Origin of the sequence: Edaphobacter flagellatus (genome assembly GCF_025264665.1) — a bacterium.
Taxonomy (GTDB): domain Bacteria; phylum Acidobacteriota; class Terriglobia; order Terriglobales; family Acidobacteriaceae; genus Edaphobacter; species Edaphobacter flagellatus.
Genome location: NZ_CP073697.1, coordinates 1533389 through 1551697 on the forward strand (window position 1 = coordinate 1533389; position 18309 = coordinate 1551697).

Below are 18309 nucleotides of genomic sequence, written 5' to 3' on the forward strand. Positions count from 1 at the left end.
TATATGGAACTATAGCTTACGCCATTTGCGGCCTTCAGACTCCAGCAGCGCATCCGCCGCCGAAGGACCCCACGTTCCTGCAGCATAGTTCGGGAAGTCCTTCACCGGAGTCTCCGCCCACGCCTTTAGGATCGGCGTCATCAGCGCCCACGTTGCCTCTACACCGTCACGGTGCGCAAACAACGTACCATCGCCCAGCATCGCATCCAACAGCAGCCGCTCATACCCATTGGCCGACGACTTGCCGAATGCATCCGCGTAGCTGAAGTTCATCTGTACCGGGCTGATGTCCATGCTCGGTCCAGGCAGCTTCGCGCTAAAACGCAGCGAAATGCCTTCATCCGGCTGAATACGCATCGAAATCAGATTCGGCTTGATCGAGTCGGACTCGTGGTGTTCGCTACCCTTGAACAGCGACATCGGCGGCTGTTTAAACTGAACCGTAATCTCCGTCACGCGCTTCGCGAGACGCTTGCCCGCACGAATGTAGAACGGAACGCCGGCCCAGCGCCAGTTCTCGATCTCCAGCCGCAGCGCCGCATAGGTCTCCGTCTGCGAGCGAGGATGCACACGGTCTTCCTGCCGGTAGCCAGGCACCGCTTTGCCGTCCACCATGCCCGGCCCATACTGGCCGCGCACCGTGTCTGCCGGATGAATCGGCGAGATTGCCTTCCAGACCTTCACCTTCTCCGCACGCACCGCATCTGCCTGAAACGAAACCGGCGGCTCCATGGCGACAAAGCTCAGCAGTTCCATCACATGGTTCTGCACCACGTCGCGAAGCGCACCAGCCTGTTCATAGAACGGCCCGCGGCCTTCGATACCGATCGACTCCGCAGCCGTAATCTCGACATGGTCGATATAGTTGCGATTCCATACATTCTCGAAGATGCCATTGGCGAACCGGAAGACGAGGATGTTCTGCACCGTTTCCTTGCCCAGGTAGTGATCGATGCGGAAGATCTGGTCTTCACGGAAGACCTTGTTCACCTCATCGTTCAAGGCACGTGCCGACTCAAGATCATGCCCGAACGGCTTCTCGATGATTGTCCTCACCCACGGAGCCTTACCCTCTGCACCGGCCTCAGGCTGCGCCATTCCATGCTGCCCCAGGAAGTTGATGATGTCCGAGAAATACTCCGGCGCTGTTGCCAGATAAAAGAGCCGGTTGCCGCGCGTCTTGTACTTGCCGTCCAGCTCCGCCAGCGTCTTCTTCAGCCCTTCGTAGCCAGCGCCATCATCGAAGTTCATCGCATAGTACGACACGCGATCGACAAACGGGGCCAGCCTTGGATCATTCTCCTCCACGCCTCCGCCAGCGATAATCCCTTCCTTCATATCCGGCGCGAAGGTCCCTTCCAGCGGACGACGTGCTACGCCCACAACGGCAAATTCCTTCGGCAGCAGATTCGACTGCTCCAGATGGTAGAGTGCAGGCAGCAGCTTCCTCTTCGTCAGATCGCCGGACGCACCGAAGATCACTACGATACACGGCTCCGGTGTCCTCTCCGAGTTACGCGCGGCCGCAAGCTTATCGGGAGCAACTTGTACTTGTGTTGTAGCCATATCGATATACCCCTCGTTCTCTAGTCTCTTCTAACGTCGCCTACTCGGCCTTCTTCACGTCGTGGCCGCCAAACGCGCCACGCATAATCGAGATCATGCGATCCGTAAAATTGTTCTCTTCGCGCGAACGCAGTCTGCGAATCAACGACTCTGTAATCACCGGTGCCGAAATATTCAGATCGATCGCCTCCGTCACCGTCCAGCGTCCTTCACCCGAATCCGGAACCCACGCCTCCAGCCCGGCCAGCGTAGGATTCTTATCCAGCGCACCTGCCGTCAGGTCCAGCAGCCACGAACGCACAACCGAGCCCTTCTGCCAGATATGCGAGATCTGCGTCAGGTCCAGACCCAGCTCTTCCTTCGCCTTCATGATCGAGAAGCCCTCGGCATACGCCTGCATCAATCCATACTCAATGCCGTTGTGCACCATCTTCACGAAGTGACCCGCGCCCGAAGGCCCGACGTGGCCCCAGCCCTCCGTCGGCGAAGGAGCAAGCGCCTGAAAGATCGGCGTCAGCCGCTCCACCGGAGCCTTATCGCCGCCAATCATCAGGCTGTAGCCCTCCTTCAGGCCCCATACGCCGCCTGAAGTGCCGCAATCCACATACTCAAATCCCTTGGCCGTCACCGCAGCATGGCGGCGCTGCGTGTCCTTATAGTTCGAGTTGCCACCGTCAATGATCGTGTCCCCCTTCGACAGCAGGCCCTCTAGCTTCGCAATCGTCTGGTCCACCGGATCGCCCGAAGGCACCATCACCCACACCGCACGCGGGGTCGACAGATTCTTCACCAGGTCTTCAAGGGAGTTCACGCCCAGCGAACCTGCCGCCGTCAACCGCGCCGTCGCATCCTTGTTGAAGTCGAACCCGACAACCTTATGGCCCGCCAGCTTCAAACGCTCCGCCATGTTGAAGCCCATCTTCCCAAGGCCAATAATTCCTAATTCCATCTCGTCTTCCTTTCCTTACTAAAACGGCCGTGCCGTCTGGATTCTTCGCTAGCCTCTCTGAATCAACCCATGACAACTCTGCATGGGCTTTGTTTCAAACACTTCAATCTCATTGCCCGGGAGGAAAATCCGCTCCAACCGTTACCGGCTCCCATGCCGCCAGCTCCTTCTGCCACCGGTCGATCTTCTCCCGCACGCGCTTCAGCGCGCCCGCTCCCAACAGCAGCCGCAGCGGAGGATTCTCCTCATCCACAACCTGAATCATGGCCTGCACAGCCTTCAGCGGATCGCCCGGCTGCTTTCCATCCTGCTCATTCATATAGCGGCGCGCATTACCTGCCGTCGCATCGTAGTCATGAATCCTCTTCGCCGCTTCCACCCCAGAGCGCCCAAGGAAGTCCGTGCGAAATGGCCCCGGCTCAACAATCGTCAGCTTGATTCCCAGCGGAGCAACCTCTTGCGCCAGAGCCTCCGACAGCCCCTCCACCGCAAACTTTGTGCTCTGGTACAGACCCCAACCCGGTCCCGCGGTCAGTCCACCAATGGAAGAGAGATTGAGTATGTGCCCGCTGCGCTGTTTACGAAGCTGGGGCAGAAACGTGCGTGTCACACGCAGCAGCCCAAAGACATTCGTCTCATACATCGGCGCCAGCTCTGCCTCGGAGACCTCTTCGATCGCGCCCGCAACACCGTAACCGGCATTGTTCACCAGAACATCCACCCGGCCAAATCGCTCCAGCGTCTTCGCCAGGGCTGCATCTACCTGCTCCTGCTTCGTGACATCCAGCGTCACGGCCAACGCTTTACCGGGAAACTTTTCTTCAAGGTCTTTGACCTGCTCCACCTTGCGTGCCGTCGCAACAACCCGCTCGCCGCGTTTCAAAACTTCCTCAGCCAATATGCGCCCAAACCCCGTAGACGCACCGGTGATGAACCAGACACGATCCGAATTGGAAGAAACCGATGAATTCGCCATATCTATCAGACGTCCGTTCGTCACGCAGCGATGCAAACGCAACGACAGTATTGAGGCGTTCTCAAGCTATCTCGCAACCTTCGCAACACCCTGGTCGCTTGCAATCAGAGCAAACGATGCCATATTCAGAAACAATCCATGCTCCACAACGCCGACAATCGCGCGAATATCGGCAGCCGTCTTCGCCGGATCGTCGATCTCCCCGCAGAAGCAATCAAGAATGAAATTGTTCTCGTCGGTGATGTACTTCGAGCCATCCGCATGATGGCGCAGTTTTGGATTCAACCCCAGCGCCGCAAGCCTTCTTTCCACCGTCGGCTTCGCCATCTGGATGACCTCAACCGGCAGCGGAAACTTGCCCAGCTTCTGTACCAGTTTGCTCGAATCCGCAATCACAATAAACTTCCGCGCCGCACTCTCGACGATCTTCTCGCGCAACAGCGCGCCGCCGCCGCCTTTAATCAACGCCAGGCCCGGCCCAACCTCATCCGCGCCATCAATCGCCAGATCCAGCTCCGGCGTCTCTTCAAAATTTGTAATTGGAATCGACAGCGATTCAGCCAGTTTCTGGCTGGCGGCTGAAGTTGCAATACCCCGCACCTTCAGCCCGCCCTTGACCCGCTCACCCAGCTCTTGGATGAAGATCGCCGAGGTGGTGCCGGTCCCAAGTCCCAGCGACATCCCATCCTCGACAAACTCCAGCGCGTGCCGGGCCGCCATCCGCTTTGCCCCGTCCTGTGTCAAGCCCTGTGTCATGCGCTTCCTGTCACGGTCCGGAAAGCCTACTTCTTCACCAGCTTCTTGGCATGCTCCACAACGTTCGCCACGCTGAAGCCCAGCTTCTCCATCGCAATCGGTCCAGGAGCCGAAGCGCCAAACCGATCGATACCAATCACGCCGCCATTGTGGCCGACATACTTGTACCAGCCCATCGTTGCACCGGCCTCAATCGCCAGCTTTGGCGTATTCTCCGGGAAAATCGAAGCCTGATACGCAGCGTCCTGCTCATCAAACAGCTTGAAGCTGGGCATCGAAACCACCGTTGCGCCAATCCCTTCAGCCTTCAGCTGCTCCGCTGCCTTCATCACCAGCGAAACCTCTGAGCCGGTCGCAACCAGAATGATGTCCTTGCCAAACTCCTCAAGCACATAGGCGCCCTTCCTTACACCGGCAAGAACGCCGTACTTCGCAGCATCCAGTACCGGCAGGTCCTGACGCGACAGCGCCATAAAGCTCGCGCTCTTTCGCTCCAGCGCAAGCTGCCAGGCAGCAGCCGTCTCGTTCGCATCCGCGGGACGGAAGTCGGTCAGGTGCGGAATCAACCGCAGGCTCATCAGCTGCTCAATCGGCTGGTGCGTCGGTCCATCCTCGCCCAGTCCAATCGAGTCATGCGTAAAGATGAACAGCGAGTGCACGCTCATCAGCGCCGCCAGGCGAATTGCATTACGCGCATAGTCCGAGAAAACAAAGAACGTTGAGCCGAACGGAATCAGGCCGCCATGCGCCGCCATGCCATTCACCATTGCGCACATGCCAAACTCACGCACGCCAAAGAACACGTTGCGTCCCTTTGGATCGACATGGAAGTTCGGCGAATCCTTGAAGATCGTCTTCGTCGAAGCAGTCAGGTCGGCCGCACCGCCAAACAACTCCGGCACAACGCCTGCAACGGCGTTCATCACCACTTGGCCTGCGTTACGCGTCGCCACGGGCTTGTCTGTCGGGAAGGTCGGAACCTTCTTCTCCCAGCCTTCCGCCAGCTTCGCGCTCACTACGCGCTCAAACTCAGCAGCCGGCTCCGGATATGCCTTCTTATACTCGGCAAACGAGGCATCCCATGCAGCCTTGGCCTTCTTGCCCTTCTCCTTCGCCTCAGCCCAGTTCTTCGCAGCCTCTTCCGGTACGTAGAAGCTCTTGTCTTCGGGCCAGCCCAGGTTCTTCTTCGTGGCCTTCACCGCTTCAGCGCCAAGAGCCTCACCGTGCACCTTGCTCGTGCCGGCCTTCGGGCTTCCGTAACCGATCACCGTGCGTACACGGATCAGTGAGGGCTTCGTCGTCTCTGCCTTCGCCGCCTTGATCGCAGCTTCGATAGCTACCAGGTCGTTGCCGTCGTCCACCATCTGCACATGCCAGTGATATGCCTGGAACCGCTTCGTTACGTCTTCCGTAAAGCTCAGCTCCGTCGGGCCGTCCAGCGAGATCAGGTTGTCGTCATACAGCACAATCAGCTTGCCCAGGCCCAGCGTTCCCGCCAGCGAAGCCGTCTCGTGCGAGATGCCTTCCATCAGGTCGCCATCGCCGCAAAGCACATACGTGTAGTGGTCAATCACGTTGTGGCCATCACGGTTGTACACCGCAGCCATGTGCTTCTCAGCCGTCGCGATGCCCACAGCCATCGCAAAACCCTGTCCCAGCGGACCCGTCGTCACTTCAACTCCCGGCGCCTCACCCAGCTCTGGATGTCCCGGCGTATGCGATCCCCACTGCCGGAACTGCTCCAGCTGCGACATCGGCAGGTCATAGCCTGCAAGATGCAGCACGCCATACAGCAGTGCCGAAGCATGGCCGTTCGACAGCACGAACCGGTCGCGGTCGATCCACTTCGGCTCCGTCGGATCGTACTTCATCAGCTTGTGATACAGCAGGTACGCAATCGGAGCGCAGCCTAAAGGAGCACCCGGATGTCCGGACTTGGCCTTTTCCACCGCATCCACGGCAAGAAAACGGAGAGCGTTGATGGAAAGCTGGTCTAAAGCATTCTGCTGGTCGGTCTGCTGATTGCTCATTCTTTTCCTTTTTCTCGAACGCACAAGCATGGACCGGCGCTCGATCTCGTGTATTTTTCGATTTAGGACGTTCTCGTACAGTGTACAGGCGCAGGCGGCATCCCTGCATCCTCATGCCTTGGCCCGTTTACGTTCATCATGCTGTAACCGTAATCTCCACATTTCTGCCCAGCCAATGCTCCGGCTGGCCTTCGCCCGGCCAGCACAGCGTAAAGACAATCATTCCCGGCTTTGTCGTCGGAATATCCACATACGATCCCGCCGCTCCCACCATCGTCGCTGTCGCCTCATTCACCGTCGCCCAGTTATCCAGCGAATACACCACGCGGAAGTGACCGCCATCCACAATGCGCAGCGTATATCCAGCCTTCATCCGTGTGATCTGCCGACCCAGCGAATAGATCTCATGCTGATTCTGGAACCTTCGCTTCTCCTTCGCGACCGCGTAGCGCTCTTCGACCACCGAAATCCTGTCGAACACCTTCCCGTCCACCAACGACCGCAACAACTTCAGATACTCCGAGTGCGCCCACACCAGCGGCTGCGCCGAACCCGCCGACTGCCCGAAGTACATCCCCTCCGACGGAAGGTCTGCCTCATCCCATACCTGCTCCGGCAACATGCCGCCCTTCGAGCTGAACCGCTCGATCGCCGTCACCAGCGACTTCGCATCCCCGCCCACTGCCAGCTCATAGTGCGCACGCTCCCCCGATAGCAGAGGCCATGCTCGTCCCTGCCCCCAACCGTCATACGGACCGCCATCCTTCTTCTGTCCATATCCATCATGGTTGTACCTGCGCCAGCAAACCCCATTCGGCGTCTCGTACTTCAGGCAGTGATCCACCACCTTCAGCGAGTCCACGATCAGCGGATCGTCCGCCCGCCGTATCCCATATCGCACCAGCTCCAGAAAGCCGCCATCGATCACTTCGCGCGCTTCGAAGATACTCCGCTCCTCCGGCCCGCGATTCGCAATTCGAAAACATCCCACCGGCACCGACGCATCATGAAACGGCTCCCCCGGACACGGCGGCTTCACGCGCATATAGTGCCTCTTCACTTCAGGGAGCAGCACACCGTCATTCGTCGTCGTCCACTCATCCAGGTGCGACTCAATCCAATCCGCATACACCTCCAGAAATCCGCCCAGCTCCATTGAGCCATGCGCCCGCGCAATATCCGCCGCGCATACCAAACCCGCAATCACCGTCGCCAGCGTCGACGGAGAATAGCCCGCCGTCTCTTCCCATCGCTCCTGCTGCGTCACCGGAGCATACTTCACCAGGAACGCCGCGGCTCGCTCCACAAACGGAAACACATCGAAGTTCCCCAGCCCATTCAGCTTCCACAAACGCCATGCCAGGATGATCGGAAACGCCACTTCATCCAGCTGAATCCCTTGCCAGTACGGCGTGCCGTTGATCCAGAAATTCTGCGCAAAGCTCCCATCCGCACGCTGACTGCTGGCCAGATATACCAGCGCGCGCAATGCCGTCTCCGTTCTTCCGCAGGCCAGCAAAGCTGTTGCCGTCTGCACCATATCGCGCGTCCACACCAGGTGATAGCCGCCCAGGTCCGAATCGCCCTTCGTCGCTCCCCACGGTATCGACGCCGACGCAATAAATGCGCCCGAGTACGTCTTGTCCTCATGCGTCAGCAGAACGTTGTGGCTGATCCGCATCAGCGTCCCGCCATCGGTCGCCGCCTCCGCCAGCTTCTCCGGTGAAGCCGCCCTGCTCCACTGCAGCAGAAACCGCTGCAGATGGTTCTCAAACGGGGTCGCCAGACTCTGCCCCAGGCCCGACAGCGCAGCATGATCGCCATCGCCAAACGCAATCGCCAGCGTGAACTCCTTATTCTTCTCCAGGTCGATCTCGCCCATCACCGCAATATTGCCGTTCAGCGCCAAACCGAACTGCCACGTCATCTTCATGTCGTCGAACAGGTCCTGATACCCATCGCTCGAACCGACATAACCACACGACGACCGCGTAAATCCGCAGTCCGCTCCCAGCGCCAGCGACGTGCCGTTCTTCCACGCCAGCAGACACCGCTTGCCTGCAACATCCACCGACCGTGCTGAATTCCCCGCACCGCCTCCATCCAGATGCGGAGCCAACAACGCATAACACTTCATCCGCGCCAGCAGCTTCGCATCTCCCTCCACCTTCACATGCATCAACACGGAAGAAAAATGCGGGTTCGACACAATGGTCTTCGTCACCTTGTAGCGCCCGCCCGCCTCCTGCGCCACCATCTTCACCGCAAGCGCATCGCCGTCCACATACTCGAAGCTGTACTCGAGGTCGCGTTTCTCTTCGTGGACAAACGTCTCGCCGTCGGTAAACAGCAGCTCCATGTCACGCGTCTGCGGCCTGTCGATCGTCGGATAGTAAAGCTCGTTCAGCGTGCCATGCGACATCGTGTACCAGACGCGGCTCGAAGCCGAGTACGCCGTCCCCACCGTGTCCTTTCTGCTCGACGTCCACCGCGGCTCCAACCCCGGCGCTCCAAATGCTGGTCCATCATCGTTCAGCCAACGGTAGCTAACAGAAAGTTCGCTCATGCCTGTCATTAAATCCCAAATCTGGATTGCTTGCTCTGCAAGCACCACTCCTTTAGTTCGATTGAGCTATCATTTCCCCTGTTGCGGATTATTTTTTGCCCAACATTCAGTGCATAGCATCGAACTGCATGCCCCAGGCATCTGAAGTAGAAAGAAGAACGCCCGGCAGCACAGAGATTTGCCGCCGGCCAAGCCCACCACACAGGAGACTAGAGTGGCTTACGAACTTCCCGCCCTGCCCTACGATTACGCCGGTCTTGAGCCCCACATCGACGAAGCAACCATGAAGCTTCATCACGACAAGCACCATCAGACCTACGTCACTAACCTCAACGGCGCCATCGAGAAGCACCCCGCACTCGGCAGCAAATCCCCCGAAGAACTCATCAAGGATCTCGCCGCCATTCCCGAAGATATCCGCAAGGTCGTGCAGAACAACGGCGGCGGCCACGTCAACCACACCATGTTCTGGCAGATCATGAAGCCCGCAGGCGGCGGTGCTCCCACCGGCGCTATCGCCGACCAGATCACCAAGGACTTCGGCGACTTCGAGGCCTTCAAAAAGCAGTTCAACGAAGCCACCGCCAAGCAGTTCGGCTCCGGCTGGGGCTGGCTGATCTTCAAGGGCGGCAAGCTCGAGATCGTCACCTCCGCCAACCAGGACAACCCCATCTCGCAGGGTTTCTACCCCATCCTCGGCAACGACGTCTGGGAGCACGCCTACTACCTCAAGTACAACAACCGCCGCCCCGACTACCTTGCCGCGTGGTGGAACACCGTCAACTGGGACGAGATCAACAAGCGCTTCGCAACCGCCCAGAGCTACAAGTAAATCTCACATCGCATCGATCAAAGGAGGCTGCCGCAAGGCAGCCTCTCCACTTTCCCCGCCCTTTTGGCAAAATGCCGTAGCGAAGCCCGTAGTCGAAGAATCTGAATTCTTCCCCCTCCAAAACCTCATCCATCCGGAACAATCCCCACAAAACCGCGTATCCTCCAAAGTCAGCCAAAATAGCAGGCAGGAGAAGCCATGCCCTCCATCCTTCAGGACCTCCGCTACGGACTCCGTCAGATGCGCAAATCGCCCGGCTTCGCCCTGACTGCCATCCTCACCCTGGCCCTCGGCATCGGAGCGACCACCGCTCTCTTCAGCATCGTCGACGGCGTCCTGATCAAGCCGCTCGCCTATCGCGACAGCGGCCGCCTCGTCACCATCTGGGAGCGCGTCCACTTCCTCGAAAAACTCTTCCCCTACGTCGGCCCCAACCCGCGCCACGCCGACATCTGGCGCAAACAAGCCACCGCCTTCGAAGACATGTGCATCCTCCAGGCGAGCTCCATCGGAGTGAGCCGCGGCGGCAACAATGACCACCCCGCACTCACCGGAAGAGTCATCGCCCAGCCCAATCTCCTCGACGTTCTCGGGGTCCAGCCCATCCTCGGCCGCAACTTCCTTCCCGAAGAAGCCACCGAAGGCCACCAGCATGTCGCCATCATCAGCTGGCGTCTCTGGCAGAGCCTCTTTCACGGCGACCGCAACGCCATCGGAAACACCTTCTACCTCGCCGGCACTCCCTTTCAGGTCGTCGGCATTCTCCCGAAACAGTTCTACTTCCCCAAAGCCAACGAGCTCTCCGCTTCGCCCATGGCCCGCCAGATGCCCGAGATCGAAATGATCTCTCCACTCGTCATCAAACCCACCAACGACTTCGGCTGGATGAGCGACTTCGGCAACTTCATCGTCCTCGCCCACCTCAAACCCGGCATCTCCCTCGCCCAGGCGCAGGAACAGCTCAACGTCATCGCCACCGATATCGTCCGACAGACGCCTGCCAATCAGATGAACGGTCCACGCGAAGGCGCTCTCTCCGCCTACGTGCAGCCGCTCAAAGAAGCCATCGTCGGCAAGACCGCCTCACGCCTCTGGCTGCTCTTCGCCGCCGTCGCCAGCGTCCTCCTCATCGCCTGCGTCAACCTCGCCAACGCACAACTCGCCCGCTTCGCCAGCCGCGACCGCGAAGCCGCCGTACGTTCCGCCCTCGGAGCCTCCTCCACACGCCTGCTGCAAAGCGCCTTCGCCGAATCCGCACTCCTCTCCCTCATCGGCGGCCTTCTCGGCATCGCACTCGCCTTCCTCGCCGTCCACTGGTTCTCGCGCTATGCGCAGCTCGCCATCCCGCGCATGTCCACTATCTCCCTCGATCTCGGCGTGCTCGCACTCTCCGTAGCCCTCACCGTCGGCGCATCGCTCATCTTCGGCATCTTCCCCGCACTGCGACTCCTTCGCATCCGCCCGCAACAGGTCCTGCAAAGTTCAGCGCACTCCACCGGCTCACGTTTCAGCAATCAGCTTCGCCGCCGGCTCGTCGGCGCGCAGGTCTTCTTCTGCGCAACCCTGCTCCTCATCGCGGGACTCTTCGCCAAAAGCCTCGTACGCCTCTCCACCTTCGACCGCGGCTTCTCCACCGACAACGTCGTCGTCGCCGACGTCTACCTCCAGGGCAAATCCTTCGACAAAGCCGCCCGCAGCGCCTTCGAGGACGGTATGCTCGCCAGGCTCCGCGCCCTCCCCGGCGTCCAGTCCGCCTCCCTCGCCAGCGCCATGGTCCTCGAAGGCCAGACATGGATCGACGGCGTCGTCGCCACCGACGGCACCGGAGACAATCACGCGCAGGCAAATTACCGCTGGATCAGCCCCGGCTACTTCGAAACCCTCCAGCAGCGCATCGTCGAAGGACGCCCGCTCAACGATGGCGATCGAGACACCATGAACGCTGTCATCTCGCAATCCACCGCGCGCGCCGTCTGGCCCGGCCTCTCCGCCATCGGACGCCAGTTCAAACGCAATGGAAATCTATGCACCGTCGTCGGCGTCGTCGCCGACGCGCACAACAACTCCCTCCGCGAAGCCCCCGTCAACATGGTCTATCTTCCCTACTGGGACATGCCTCCCGGCTCAGCCTACTTCCTCGTCCGCAGTACGCAGCCGCCCTCAGCCCTCATGGAAACCGTGCGCAGTGCCATCTGGACCTACAACCCCAACGTCACCATCGCGCGCATGCACACACTCGACGCGCAGCTCATCAACTCCATCGCACCCGAGCGCCTCGAAACCGCCATCCTCGTCTCCTTCGGAGCCGCAGCTCTCCTTCTCGCTCTTCTCGGCATCTACGGAACCCTCAGCTATGTCGTCCACGAACGCACACAGGAGGTCGGCGTCCGCATGGCCCTCGGAGCCACTCGCACCAGCATCTATCGCCTGATGCTCGGCACGATCCTCGCTCCCGTCTTCACTGGACTGCTATTAGGTTGGCTCGCCAGCCTCGGCATCGGCAGAACCCTCGCCACCATGCTCTACGACACCGCCACCACAGACACCACCGTCATCCTCGCAACGATGCTCCTGTTCATCGTCGCTGCCACAGCAGCAACCTTCTTCCCCTGCCGTCAGGCCGCCACCATCGAACCCATGGAGGCACTACGCACCGAATAATCTCCGGCACGGGATGAGCCAGAACATCTAACCCTGAGCATCGACGGTAGACGCAACACCTACCGTGTCATTCCGAGCGAAGCGAGGAACCCCCGCATTTCGCATCCCAGCCATTACTACCGCTCCGGATGCAGATGCATCTTCAAAAACTCCACGTACACCGCCCAGTCCCCCGGCACCATCCCATGTCCGCCATCATGCATGTAGTAACTCAAATCATGCAGCACCGGCACCTTCGCCGCAGGCCACGTCTCTGTCCCCAGATCGCTCTTGCCCAGCAGCCGATACACCGGTCCAGCGGCCACCTCTGCTAAAAACTCGCCCTTCGGATCCGACCAGTAATCCGTCGTCCCCGTCTGCAACAGCAGCGGACGCGGAGCAATCAGCGCCACCAACATATGCGCATCCATCGGAGCCTTATCCGGAAATCCCGCCCACTTCCCATAGTTCTCCGCAAACTGATACGGAAACCGCGTTGGTGCCGTCAGGTGCGCAATCGTCTCCCCATAATTGCGGTGACTCAACGCCGCGCCACCCTCACCCGAACAACTCGCAATCACCGCCGCAAACCTCTGGTCATGCGCTCCAGCCCACATTACTGTCTTGCCCAGCCGCGAAATCCCGTGGATCGCCACCCGCTTCGCATCCACATCTTTGTCCGTCTCCAGATAGTCCTCAACACGGCTCATGCCCCACGCCCACGCCGCAATCGAGCCCCAATCCTCCGGCCCTCGCGTCGTCTGCCCCGGCTTCAGATAGAACCTGCGAATCCCCTGCGCAAATCCCTCCGCATAATCCGGCTCTACATCGCCGTAATAAAACGTCGCCACGCCGAATCCCGCAGCGATCAGCTCAGGCACATCGATCTTGCCCGCTATCGTCCCCCGCGCCGCCGGAACCCGCGTCTTCGTCTTTGCGTCCCAGACCTCGCCCGTCGGCAGTTCGGGATCGTCCACCATATTCGAAGCCGGGAAAAAACTAATACACAACAACAGAGGAACCTTCTTCTTCGCTCCCGCCGGCAGATACTCCACCAGATGGATCACCGGAGCCGCCTTATCCGCGCTCAGATGAACTTCCACCCGCCGCCGGATCGCCTTCCCACCCAATGCTGCCGTTCCCTTCTCGATCACATCGAAGCTCTCATCCTTCGGCCGCCCCGGAGCTACCCCATACTGCTGCGTCTCAAACAGACGCACAATCTCCGGCCGCCGCTTCGTCATCCACACCTTCGCATCCTTCACCGGCTTGCCATCGCTCATCACGAGCGGATCGGGCAGCGTATACGTCCCCACCTTCGCTTCGTCATAGTTCGCCGGAATCCCCGCCACCTCCGCCCGTAGAGCCGGAGTCGCCTGCGTCTGCGCAGACGCACCCACCGCCCCAAACAACACCAGAACCGCCAGCCAACCTGCCCGCATCACGCCTCACCTCGCAACCGTCATAAAGCCACAAAATCGGGAACGGCCCATACTATCCCATCTGGTCTGACCTCCTCACTCCCCACTCCGGCAGCACGCCACAATCTGTCAAGCCCCCTAAAATCGCATCCCCAACAAAATAAAGCAAATAGAGTCACAGAAAAGTGCCGATCAGTTTCTCTCCCCTCGTTACAATAAGAAGTAGAGAGAAAAAGAAAACGCCCGGATTTCGGTCCGGGCGTTTCTATCGGTCTAAAGCATTTATTTTCAATATTTTTACACCTAAACACCGCATTTTCAATATTTTACCGAGATCATATCCGGTTAAACCATTTCAATGCAATATTTTAGGAAAAATGTAGAGGGGAGGGGGTTATTCCATCTGCCCCTTCCGCGGTCTCCGATTCGCCTGCAGCACCTTCTTCCGCATGCGCAGCGACTTCGGCGTCACCTCGACCAGCTCATCGTCGGCGACAAACTCAATCGACTGCTCCAGCGTCAGCTGCTTGTACGGCGTCAGGCGCAGCGCGTCGTCCGATCCTGAAGCACGCATGTTCGTCAGCTTCTTTTCGCGCACGCAGTTCACGTCCAGATCGTTATCGCGCGAGTGCTCGCCGACAATCATGCCTTCGTACACTTCAATGCCATCAGGAACAAACAGAATGCCGCGATCCTCAAGGCCGGAAAGCGCATACGTTGTCGTTGTTCCCTGGCGGTCGGAGATCAGCGCGCCCGTAGGACGCTGCGGAATCTCACCCGTATAAGGAATGTACTCGCCAGCAATCGAGTTCATGATGATCGTGCCGCGCGTTTCGGTCAGCATCTCGTTGCGCAGACCAATCAGTCCACGCGACGGCACGTTGAACTCCATGCGAACGCGGCCCGAACCATGATTGCTCATCTTGGTCATCTCGCCCTTGCGCGGCCCAAGCTTCATGATCACCGCTCCGGAGAACTCTTCTGGGACATCGACAGAAAGAATCTCCGAAGGCTCCATCAGCTGATCGTTAATGCGCTTGGTAACGATCGTCGGACGCGACACCATCAGCTCAAAGCCCTCGCGGCGCATGTTCTCAATCAGCACCGAAAGCTGCAGCTCACCGCGGCCCATCACCTTGAAGCTGTCCGGCGAGCCGGTGTCCTCAACCTTGATCGAAACATTCACCAGCAGCTCGCGCTCCAGCCGCTCCTTGATGTTGCGGCTCGTGACCTGCTTGCCTTCCTTGCCCGCAAAAGGACCGTTGTTGACCGAGAAGACCATCGCAATGGTCGGCTCATCGATCTTGATGCGCGGCAGCGGCTTCGGGTCTTCAATCGCGCAGAAGCTATCGCCAATCGTGATGTTCTCGATACCGGCAATCGCAACAATGTCGCCAACATCGGTCGAGTCCGTATCGACCCGCTTCAAGCCTTCGTAGGTGAACAGCTTGGTGATCTTGACCGGCGCCAACGAACCGTCCGCACGCGAGACATTGACCTCCTGTCCGTTGCGCAGCGTTCCGTTGAACACACGTCCGATCGCCAGACGACCCAGATAATCTGAGTAATCCAGATTGGTGACCAGCACCTGCAGATCGCCCTCAGGCGAACCAGGCGCGACCGGGATCGTGTTCACGATCAGGTCGAAGAGCGGCATCAAATCCGTGCCCGGCTTCGCCAGGTCCATTGTCGCCGTGCCCTGCTTGCCGTTGGTGTAGATGATCGGAAACTCAAGCACGCTTTCGTCGGCGTCGAGGTCGATAAACAGGTCGTAAACCTCGTTCACCACCTCCTGCGGACGCGCGTCAGGACGATCGATCTTGTTGATCACCAGAATCGGCGTCAGCTTGGCCTCGAGCGCCTTGCCCAGCACGTAGCGCGTCTGCGGCAGAGGCCCTTCCGAAGCATCGACCAGCAGTACCACGCCATCCACCATCTTCAGCGCGCGCTCCACCTCGCCGCCGAAGTCGGCGTGGCCCGGTGTATCGACGATGTTGATCTTCGAGCCCTTGTAATGGATGGCCGTGTTCTTGGCCAGAATCGTGATGCCGCGCTCCTTTTCAAGGTCGTTCGAGTCCATGACGCGCTCGGCGACGGCCTCGTTGGCGCGGAACGTTCCTGACTGGCGAAGCATGGCGTCGACAAGCGTGGTCTTGCCGTGGTCGACGTGGGCAATGATGGCGATGTTGCGGATCGGCTGCTGGGTGCTCACTGAAGTTGAATATCCTGTCTTTACACGCGCTGAAGGATGGAAAAATCTGAAAATGCGCGTGTTGTCTTAGTTTACCGCAGTTAGCCGGTTCTGGCCGCCCCAGAAGAGCCAGGAAGCATTAAAGCTTGCTGAAATCCTTGAGCTATCCGCGCGATAATAAAAAAGTAAGGAGCAAGCCCATGTCGACACCCGAGATCGCCAACTGTACCCACCCGCTGCGGACGAGCGTAGCGGACTTCATCGCTGGACTACGCGAGTTGGAGCGGGACCTGATCACCAAAGACCGGATTGCCGAATACATGGCCGCCACCACCCTGCGCCCCGAGGCGCTTCGTGATTTCGTCTGGTGGCGCGACAGCTTCTACACACGCAACCTCATCTATCGCGACGAGCTCTTCGAGGTCATGACCATCTGCTGGTCACCGGGTCAAAAGACCGCCATCCATACCCATAACGGCCAGCTCGGCTGGATGACCGTCTCCCAGGGCGAGGTGCTTACCCACGAGTACCACCACGAGCGCTGCAACGCCCCCGAGAACCAGAACGTCGTCAACATCGACTGCCTTGGCGGAGCCACTGAGATCCAGCTCGACAAAATTCGTACGGTCAGCTGCGCCGAAGGCACCGGCATGGTCACCGTCGATAAGCTACAGACCATCCATCAGATCGAAAACGCTGGAAACACAGGCTGCATCAGCCTGCACGTCTACTCCAAGCCTTTTGACTCCTGCATCGCCTTCGACCTCGATCATCAGCGCTGTTATCGTCGCCAGCTTAGCTACTTCAGCAAAGAAGGCCACAGGCTCGAAAAGTAGTCTGCCACCGTTACACAATAAAATTTTCGCTTGCGCTTCACCCCACTGCCGCTATACTCAAAAACTCAATGGCACAGGATTCGTCCACGCAGTTCGCGCAGATAGCGATGAACAACTATCTGCTGGACCACGCCTATGATGAGATGTTCGTGGCAGCAGGTGAGTTACACAGACACTACGAGCCCTTGCTCGGCCACTTTTCGTCGCTCCCTGCAGATGAGTTGCAGCGCCGCAAACAGGCAGCCGACCTGAGCTTTTTGAATCAGGGCATCACCTTCACCGTCTACGGACGCGAAGAAGGCACGGAGAAGATCTTCCCTTACGATCTTCTACCGCGCATCATCACTGCAGCCGAATGGGCCAAGGTTGAGCACGGACTGATGCAGCGCATCACCGCGCTAAACCTCTTCCTGAAGGACATCTACAACGAAGGCCGCATCCTGCAGGACGGCATCATCCCGCGCGAGGTGGTCTTCAGCTGCAAGCAGTATCGTCGCCAGATGATCGGTCTGCAGGTGCCGCGCAATATCTACATCGCCATCTGCGGAACGGATCTGATCCGGCTCGAAAACGGTGAGTTCGTCGTACTCGAAGACAATCTCCGCGTTCCGAGCGGCGTCAGCTACATGCTCACCAACCGCCGCGTGATGAAGCGCATCTTCCCGCAGCTCTTCCGCAGCTATAACGTGCGGCCCATCGAGCAGTACACGCAGCTTCTGCTCGGCACACTGCGCTCGCTCGCTCCTGAAGGAAGACCCGAGCCGAACATTGTGCTGCTCTCGCCCGGCGTCTTTAACTCCGCCTACTTCGAACACGCGTACCTCGCCCGCCAGATGGGCATCGAGCTGGTCGAAGGCCGCGACCTCGTCGTGCACGACAACATCGTCTACATGCGCACGACCAGCGGCCTGCGCCGTGTCGATGTGATCTACCGTCGCGTCGACGACGACTTCATCGATCCGCTTGCCTTCCGGCCCGACTCGATCCTCGGCGTCGCTGGACTGTTCAACGCCTATCGCGCAGGCAACGTTACGCTCGCCAACGCCTTCGGCACCGGCGTGGCCGACGACAAGGCTCTCTACGCCTACGTTCCCGACATCATCAAGTACTACCTCAGCGAAGAGCCGGTGCTGAAGAACGTCGAAACCTACCTGCTCACACGCCCCAACGAGCGCCAGCATGTGCTTCAGAACCTCGACAAGCTTGTCGTCAAAGCAGTCGGTGAGAGCGGCGGCTACGGCATGTTGATCGGCCCGCAATCGACGGCTGCGCAGCGTGAGGAATTCGCTCGCAAGATCGAAGCCGACCCACGCAATTACATCGCGCAGCCCACTATCTCGTTCTCACGTGCTCCATGCCTGATCGGCGATGCGCTGGAGCCACGACACGTCGATCTGCGCCCATATGTTCTTTACGGCGACAAGGTTACTGTTGTGCCCGGAGGCTTGACACGCGTCGCACTTACACGTGGATCGCTCGTCGTCAATTCGTCACAAGGCGGAGGCAGCAAAGACACATGGGTGTTGAGCCAATAACGAAAGGAAGA

At 59.2% G+C, this 18309-nt stretch carries 12 protein-coding genes; 4 read left to right on the top strand and 8 right to left on the bottom strand.

Annotated elements, in window-relative coordinates; translation table 11 throughout:
• Nucleotides 1-9: 9 nt before the first annotated feature.
• The 6 genes from zwf to KFE13_RS06535 all read right to left on the bottom strand — a co-directional run bounded on the left by zwf (nt 10) and on the right by KFE13_RS06535 (nt 8843).
• The gene (gene zwf, locus KFE13_RS06510; protein WP_260706355.1) at nt 10-1566 is read right to left on the bottom strand and encodes a glucose-6-phosphate dehydrogenase; all 1557 of its coding nucleotides are present in this window, start codon (nt 1564-1566) and stop codon (nt 10-12) included.
• Between the two features lie 40 nt (nt 1567-1606).
• Nucleotides 1607-2515: a phosphogluconate dehydrogenase (NAD(+)-dependent, decarboxylating) gene (gene gnd, locus KFE13_RS06515; protein ID WP_260706356.1), complete on the bottom strand. Its 909-nt coding sequence runs from the start codon at nt 2513-2515 to the stop codon at nt 1607-1609.
• A 109-nt stretch (nt 2516-2624) separates the two neighbouring features.
• On the bottom strand, nt 2625-3491 hold the full coding sequence (locus tag KFE13_RS06520) for an oxidoreductase (RefSeq protein WP_260706357.1): 867 nt from the start codon (nt 3489-3491) through the stop codon (nt 2625-2627).
• 66 nt (nt 3492-3557) lie between these two features.
• A complete protein-coding gene (gene rpiA, locus KFE13_RS06525) occupies nt 3558-4247 on the bottom strand; it encodes a ribose-5-phosphate isomerase RpiA (RefSeq protein ID WP_260706358.1) in 690 nt (229 codons plus the stop codon).
• Nucleotides 4248-4273: 26 nt separating this feature from the next.
• Nucleotides 4274-6277 (bottom strand): transketolase, encoded by a 2004-nt coding sequence (gene tkt / locus KFE13_RS06530; protein WP_260706359.1) that lies wholly within the window; start codon nt 6275-6277, stop codon nt 4274-4276.
• 136 nt (nt 6278-6413) lie between these two features.
• A complete protein-coding gene (locus KFE13_RS06535; RefSeq protein ID WP_260706360.1) occupies nt 6414-8843 on the bottom strand; it encodes a glycoside hydrolase family 15 protein in 2430 nt (809 codons plus the stop codon).
• 214 nt (nt 8844-9057) lie between these two features.
• Here KFE13_RS06535 and KFE13_RS06540 point away from each other — a divergent pair, with 214 nt between their 5' ends.
• Nucleotides 9058-9675, top strand: a complete 618-nt coding sequence (locus KFE13_RS06540; RefSeq protein WP_260706361.1) for a superoxide dismutase — start codon at nt 9058-9060, stop codon at nt 9673-9675.
• A gap of 198 nt (nt 9676-9873) precedes the next feature.
• The gene (locus KFE13_RS06545; RefSeq protein ID WP_260706362.1) at nt 9874-12336 is read left to right on the top strand and encodes an ABC transporter permease; all 2463 of its coding nucleotides are present in this window, start codon (nt 9874-9876) and stop codon (nt 12334-12336) included.
• A 116-nt stretch (nt 12337-12452) separates the two neighbouring features.
• Here the strand turns inward: KFE13_RS06545 and KFE13_RS06550 are convergent, their stop codons facing one another.
• On the bottom strand, nt 12453-13757 hold the full coding sequence (locus tag KFE13_RS06550) for an alpha/beta hydrolase family protein (protein ID WP_260706363.1): 1305 nt from the start codon (nt 13755-13757) through the stop codon (nt 12453-12455).
• Nucleotides 13758-14130: 373 nt separating this feature from the next.
• On the bottom strand, nt 14131-15948 hold the full coding sequence (typA, locus tag KFE13_RS06555; protein ID WP_260706364.1) for a translational GTPase TypA: 1818 nt from the start codon (nt 15946-15948) through the stop codon (nt 14131-14133).
• 179 nt (nt 15949-16127) lie between these two features.
• Here typA and KFE13_RS06560 point away from each other — a divergent pair, with 179 nt between their 5' ends.
• Both KFE13_RS06560 and KFE13_RS06565 read left to right on the top strand, forming a co-directional pair.
• Nucleotides 16128-16763 carry a cysteine dioxygenase gene (locus KFE13_RS06560; protein ID WP_260706365.1) on the top strand — a complete coding sequence of 212 codons (636 nt, stop codon included), beginning with the start codon at nt 16128-16130 and terminating at the stop codon, nt 16761-16763.
• A 68-nt stretch (nt 16764-16831) separates the two neighbouring features.
• The gene (locus KFE13_RS06565; RefSeq protein ID WP_260706366.1) at nt 16832-18298 is read left to right on the top strand and encodes a circularly permuted type 2 ATP-grasp protein; all 1467 of its coding nucleotides are present in this window, start codon (nt 16832-16834) and stop codon (nt 18296-18298) included.
• Nucleotides 18299-18309: the final 11 nt, after the last annotated feature.

What these genes read in the sequence shown, in the direction of transcription:
- KFE13_RS06545 (WP_260706362.1), top strand. Translation starts at nt 9,874, where the DNA reads ATGCCCTCCATCCTTCAGGACCTCCGCTACGGACTCCGTCAGATGCGC.
- tkt (WP_260706359.1), bottom strand. Translation starts at nt 6,277, where the DNA reads ATGAGCAATCAGCAGACCGACCAGCAGAATGCTTTAGACCAGCTTTCC.
- zwf (WP_260706355.1), bottom strand. Translation starts at nt 1,566, where the DNA reads ATGGCTACAACACAAGTACAAGTTGCTCCCGATAAGCTTGCGGCCGCG.
- KFE13_RS06535 (WP_260706360.1), bottom strand. Translation starts at nt 8,843, where the DNA reads ATGAGCGAACTTTCTGTTAGCTACCGTTGGCTGAACGATGATGGACCA.
- rpiA (WP_260706358.1), bottom strand. Translation starts at nt 4,247, where the DNA reads ATGACACAGGGCTTGACACAGGACGGGGCAAAGCGGATGGCGGCCCGG.
- KFE13_RS06520 (WP_260706357.1), bottom strand. Translation starts at nt 3,491, where the DNA reads ATGGCGAATTCATCGGTTTCTTCCAATTCGGATCGTGTCTGGTTCATC.
- KFE13_RS06550 (WP_260706363.1), bottom strand. Translation starts at nt 13,757, where the DNA reads ATGCGGGCAGGTTGGCTGGCGGTTCTGGTGTTGTTTGGGGCGGTGGGT.
- KFE13_RS06560 (WP_260706365.1), top strand. Translation starts at nt 16,128, where the DNA reads ATGTCGACACCCGAGATCGCCAACTGTACCCACCCGCTGCGGACGAGC.
- KFE13_RS06565 (WP_260706366.1), top strand. Translation starts at nt 16,832, where the DNA reads ATGGCACAGGATTCGTCCACGCAGTTCGCGCAGATAGCGATGAACAAC.
- gnd (WP_260706356.1), bottom strand. Translation starts at nt 2,515, where the DNA reads ATGGAATTAGGAATTATTGGCCTTGGGAAGATGGGCTTCAACATGGCG.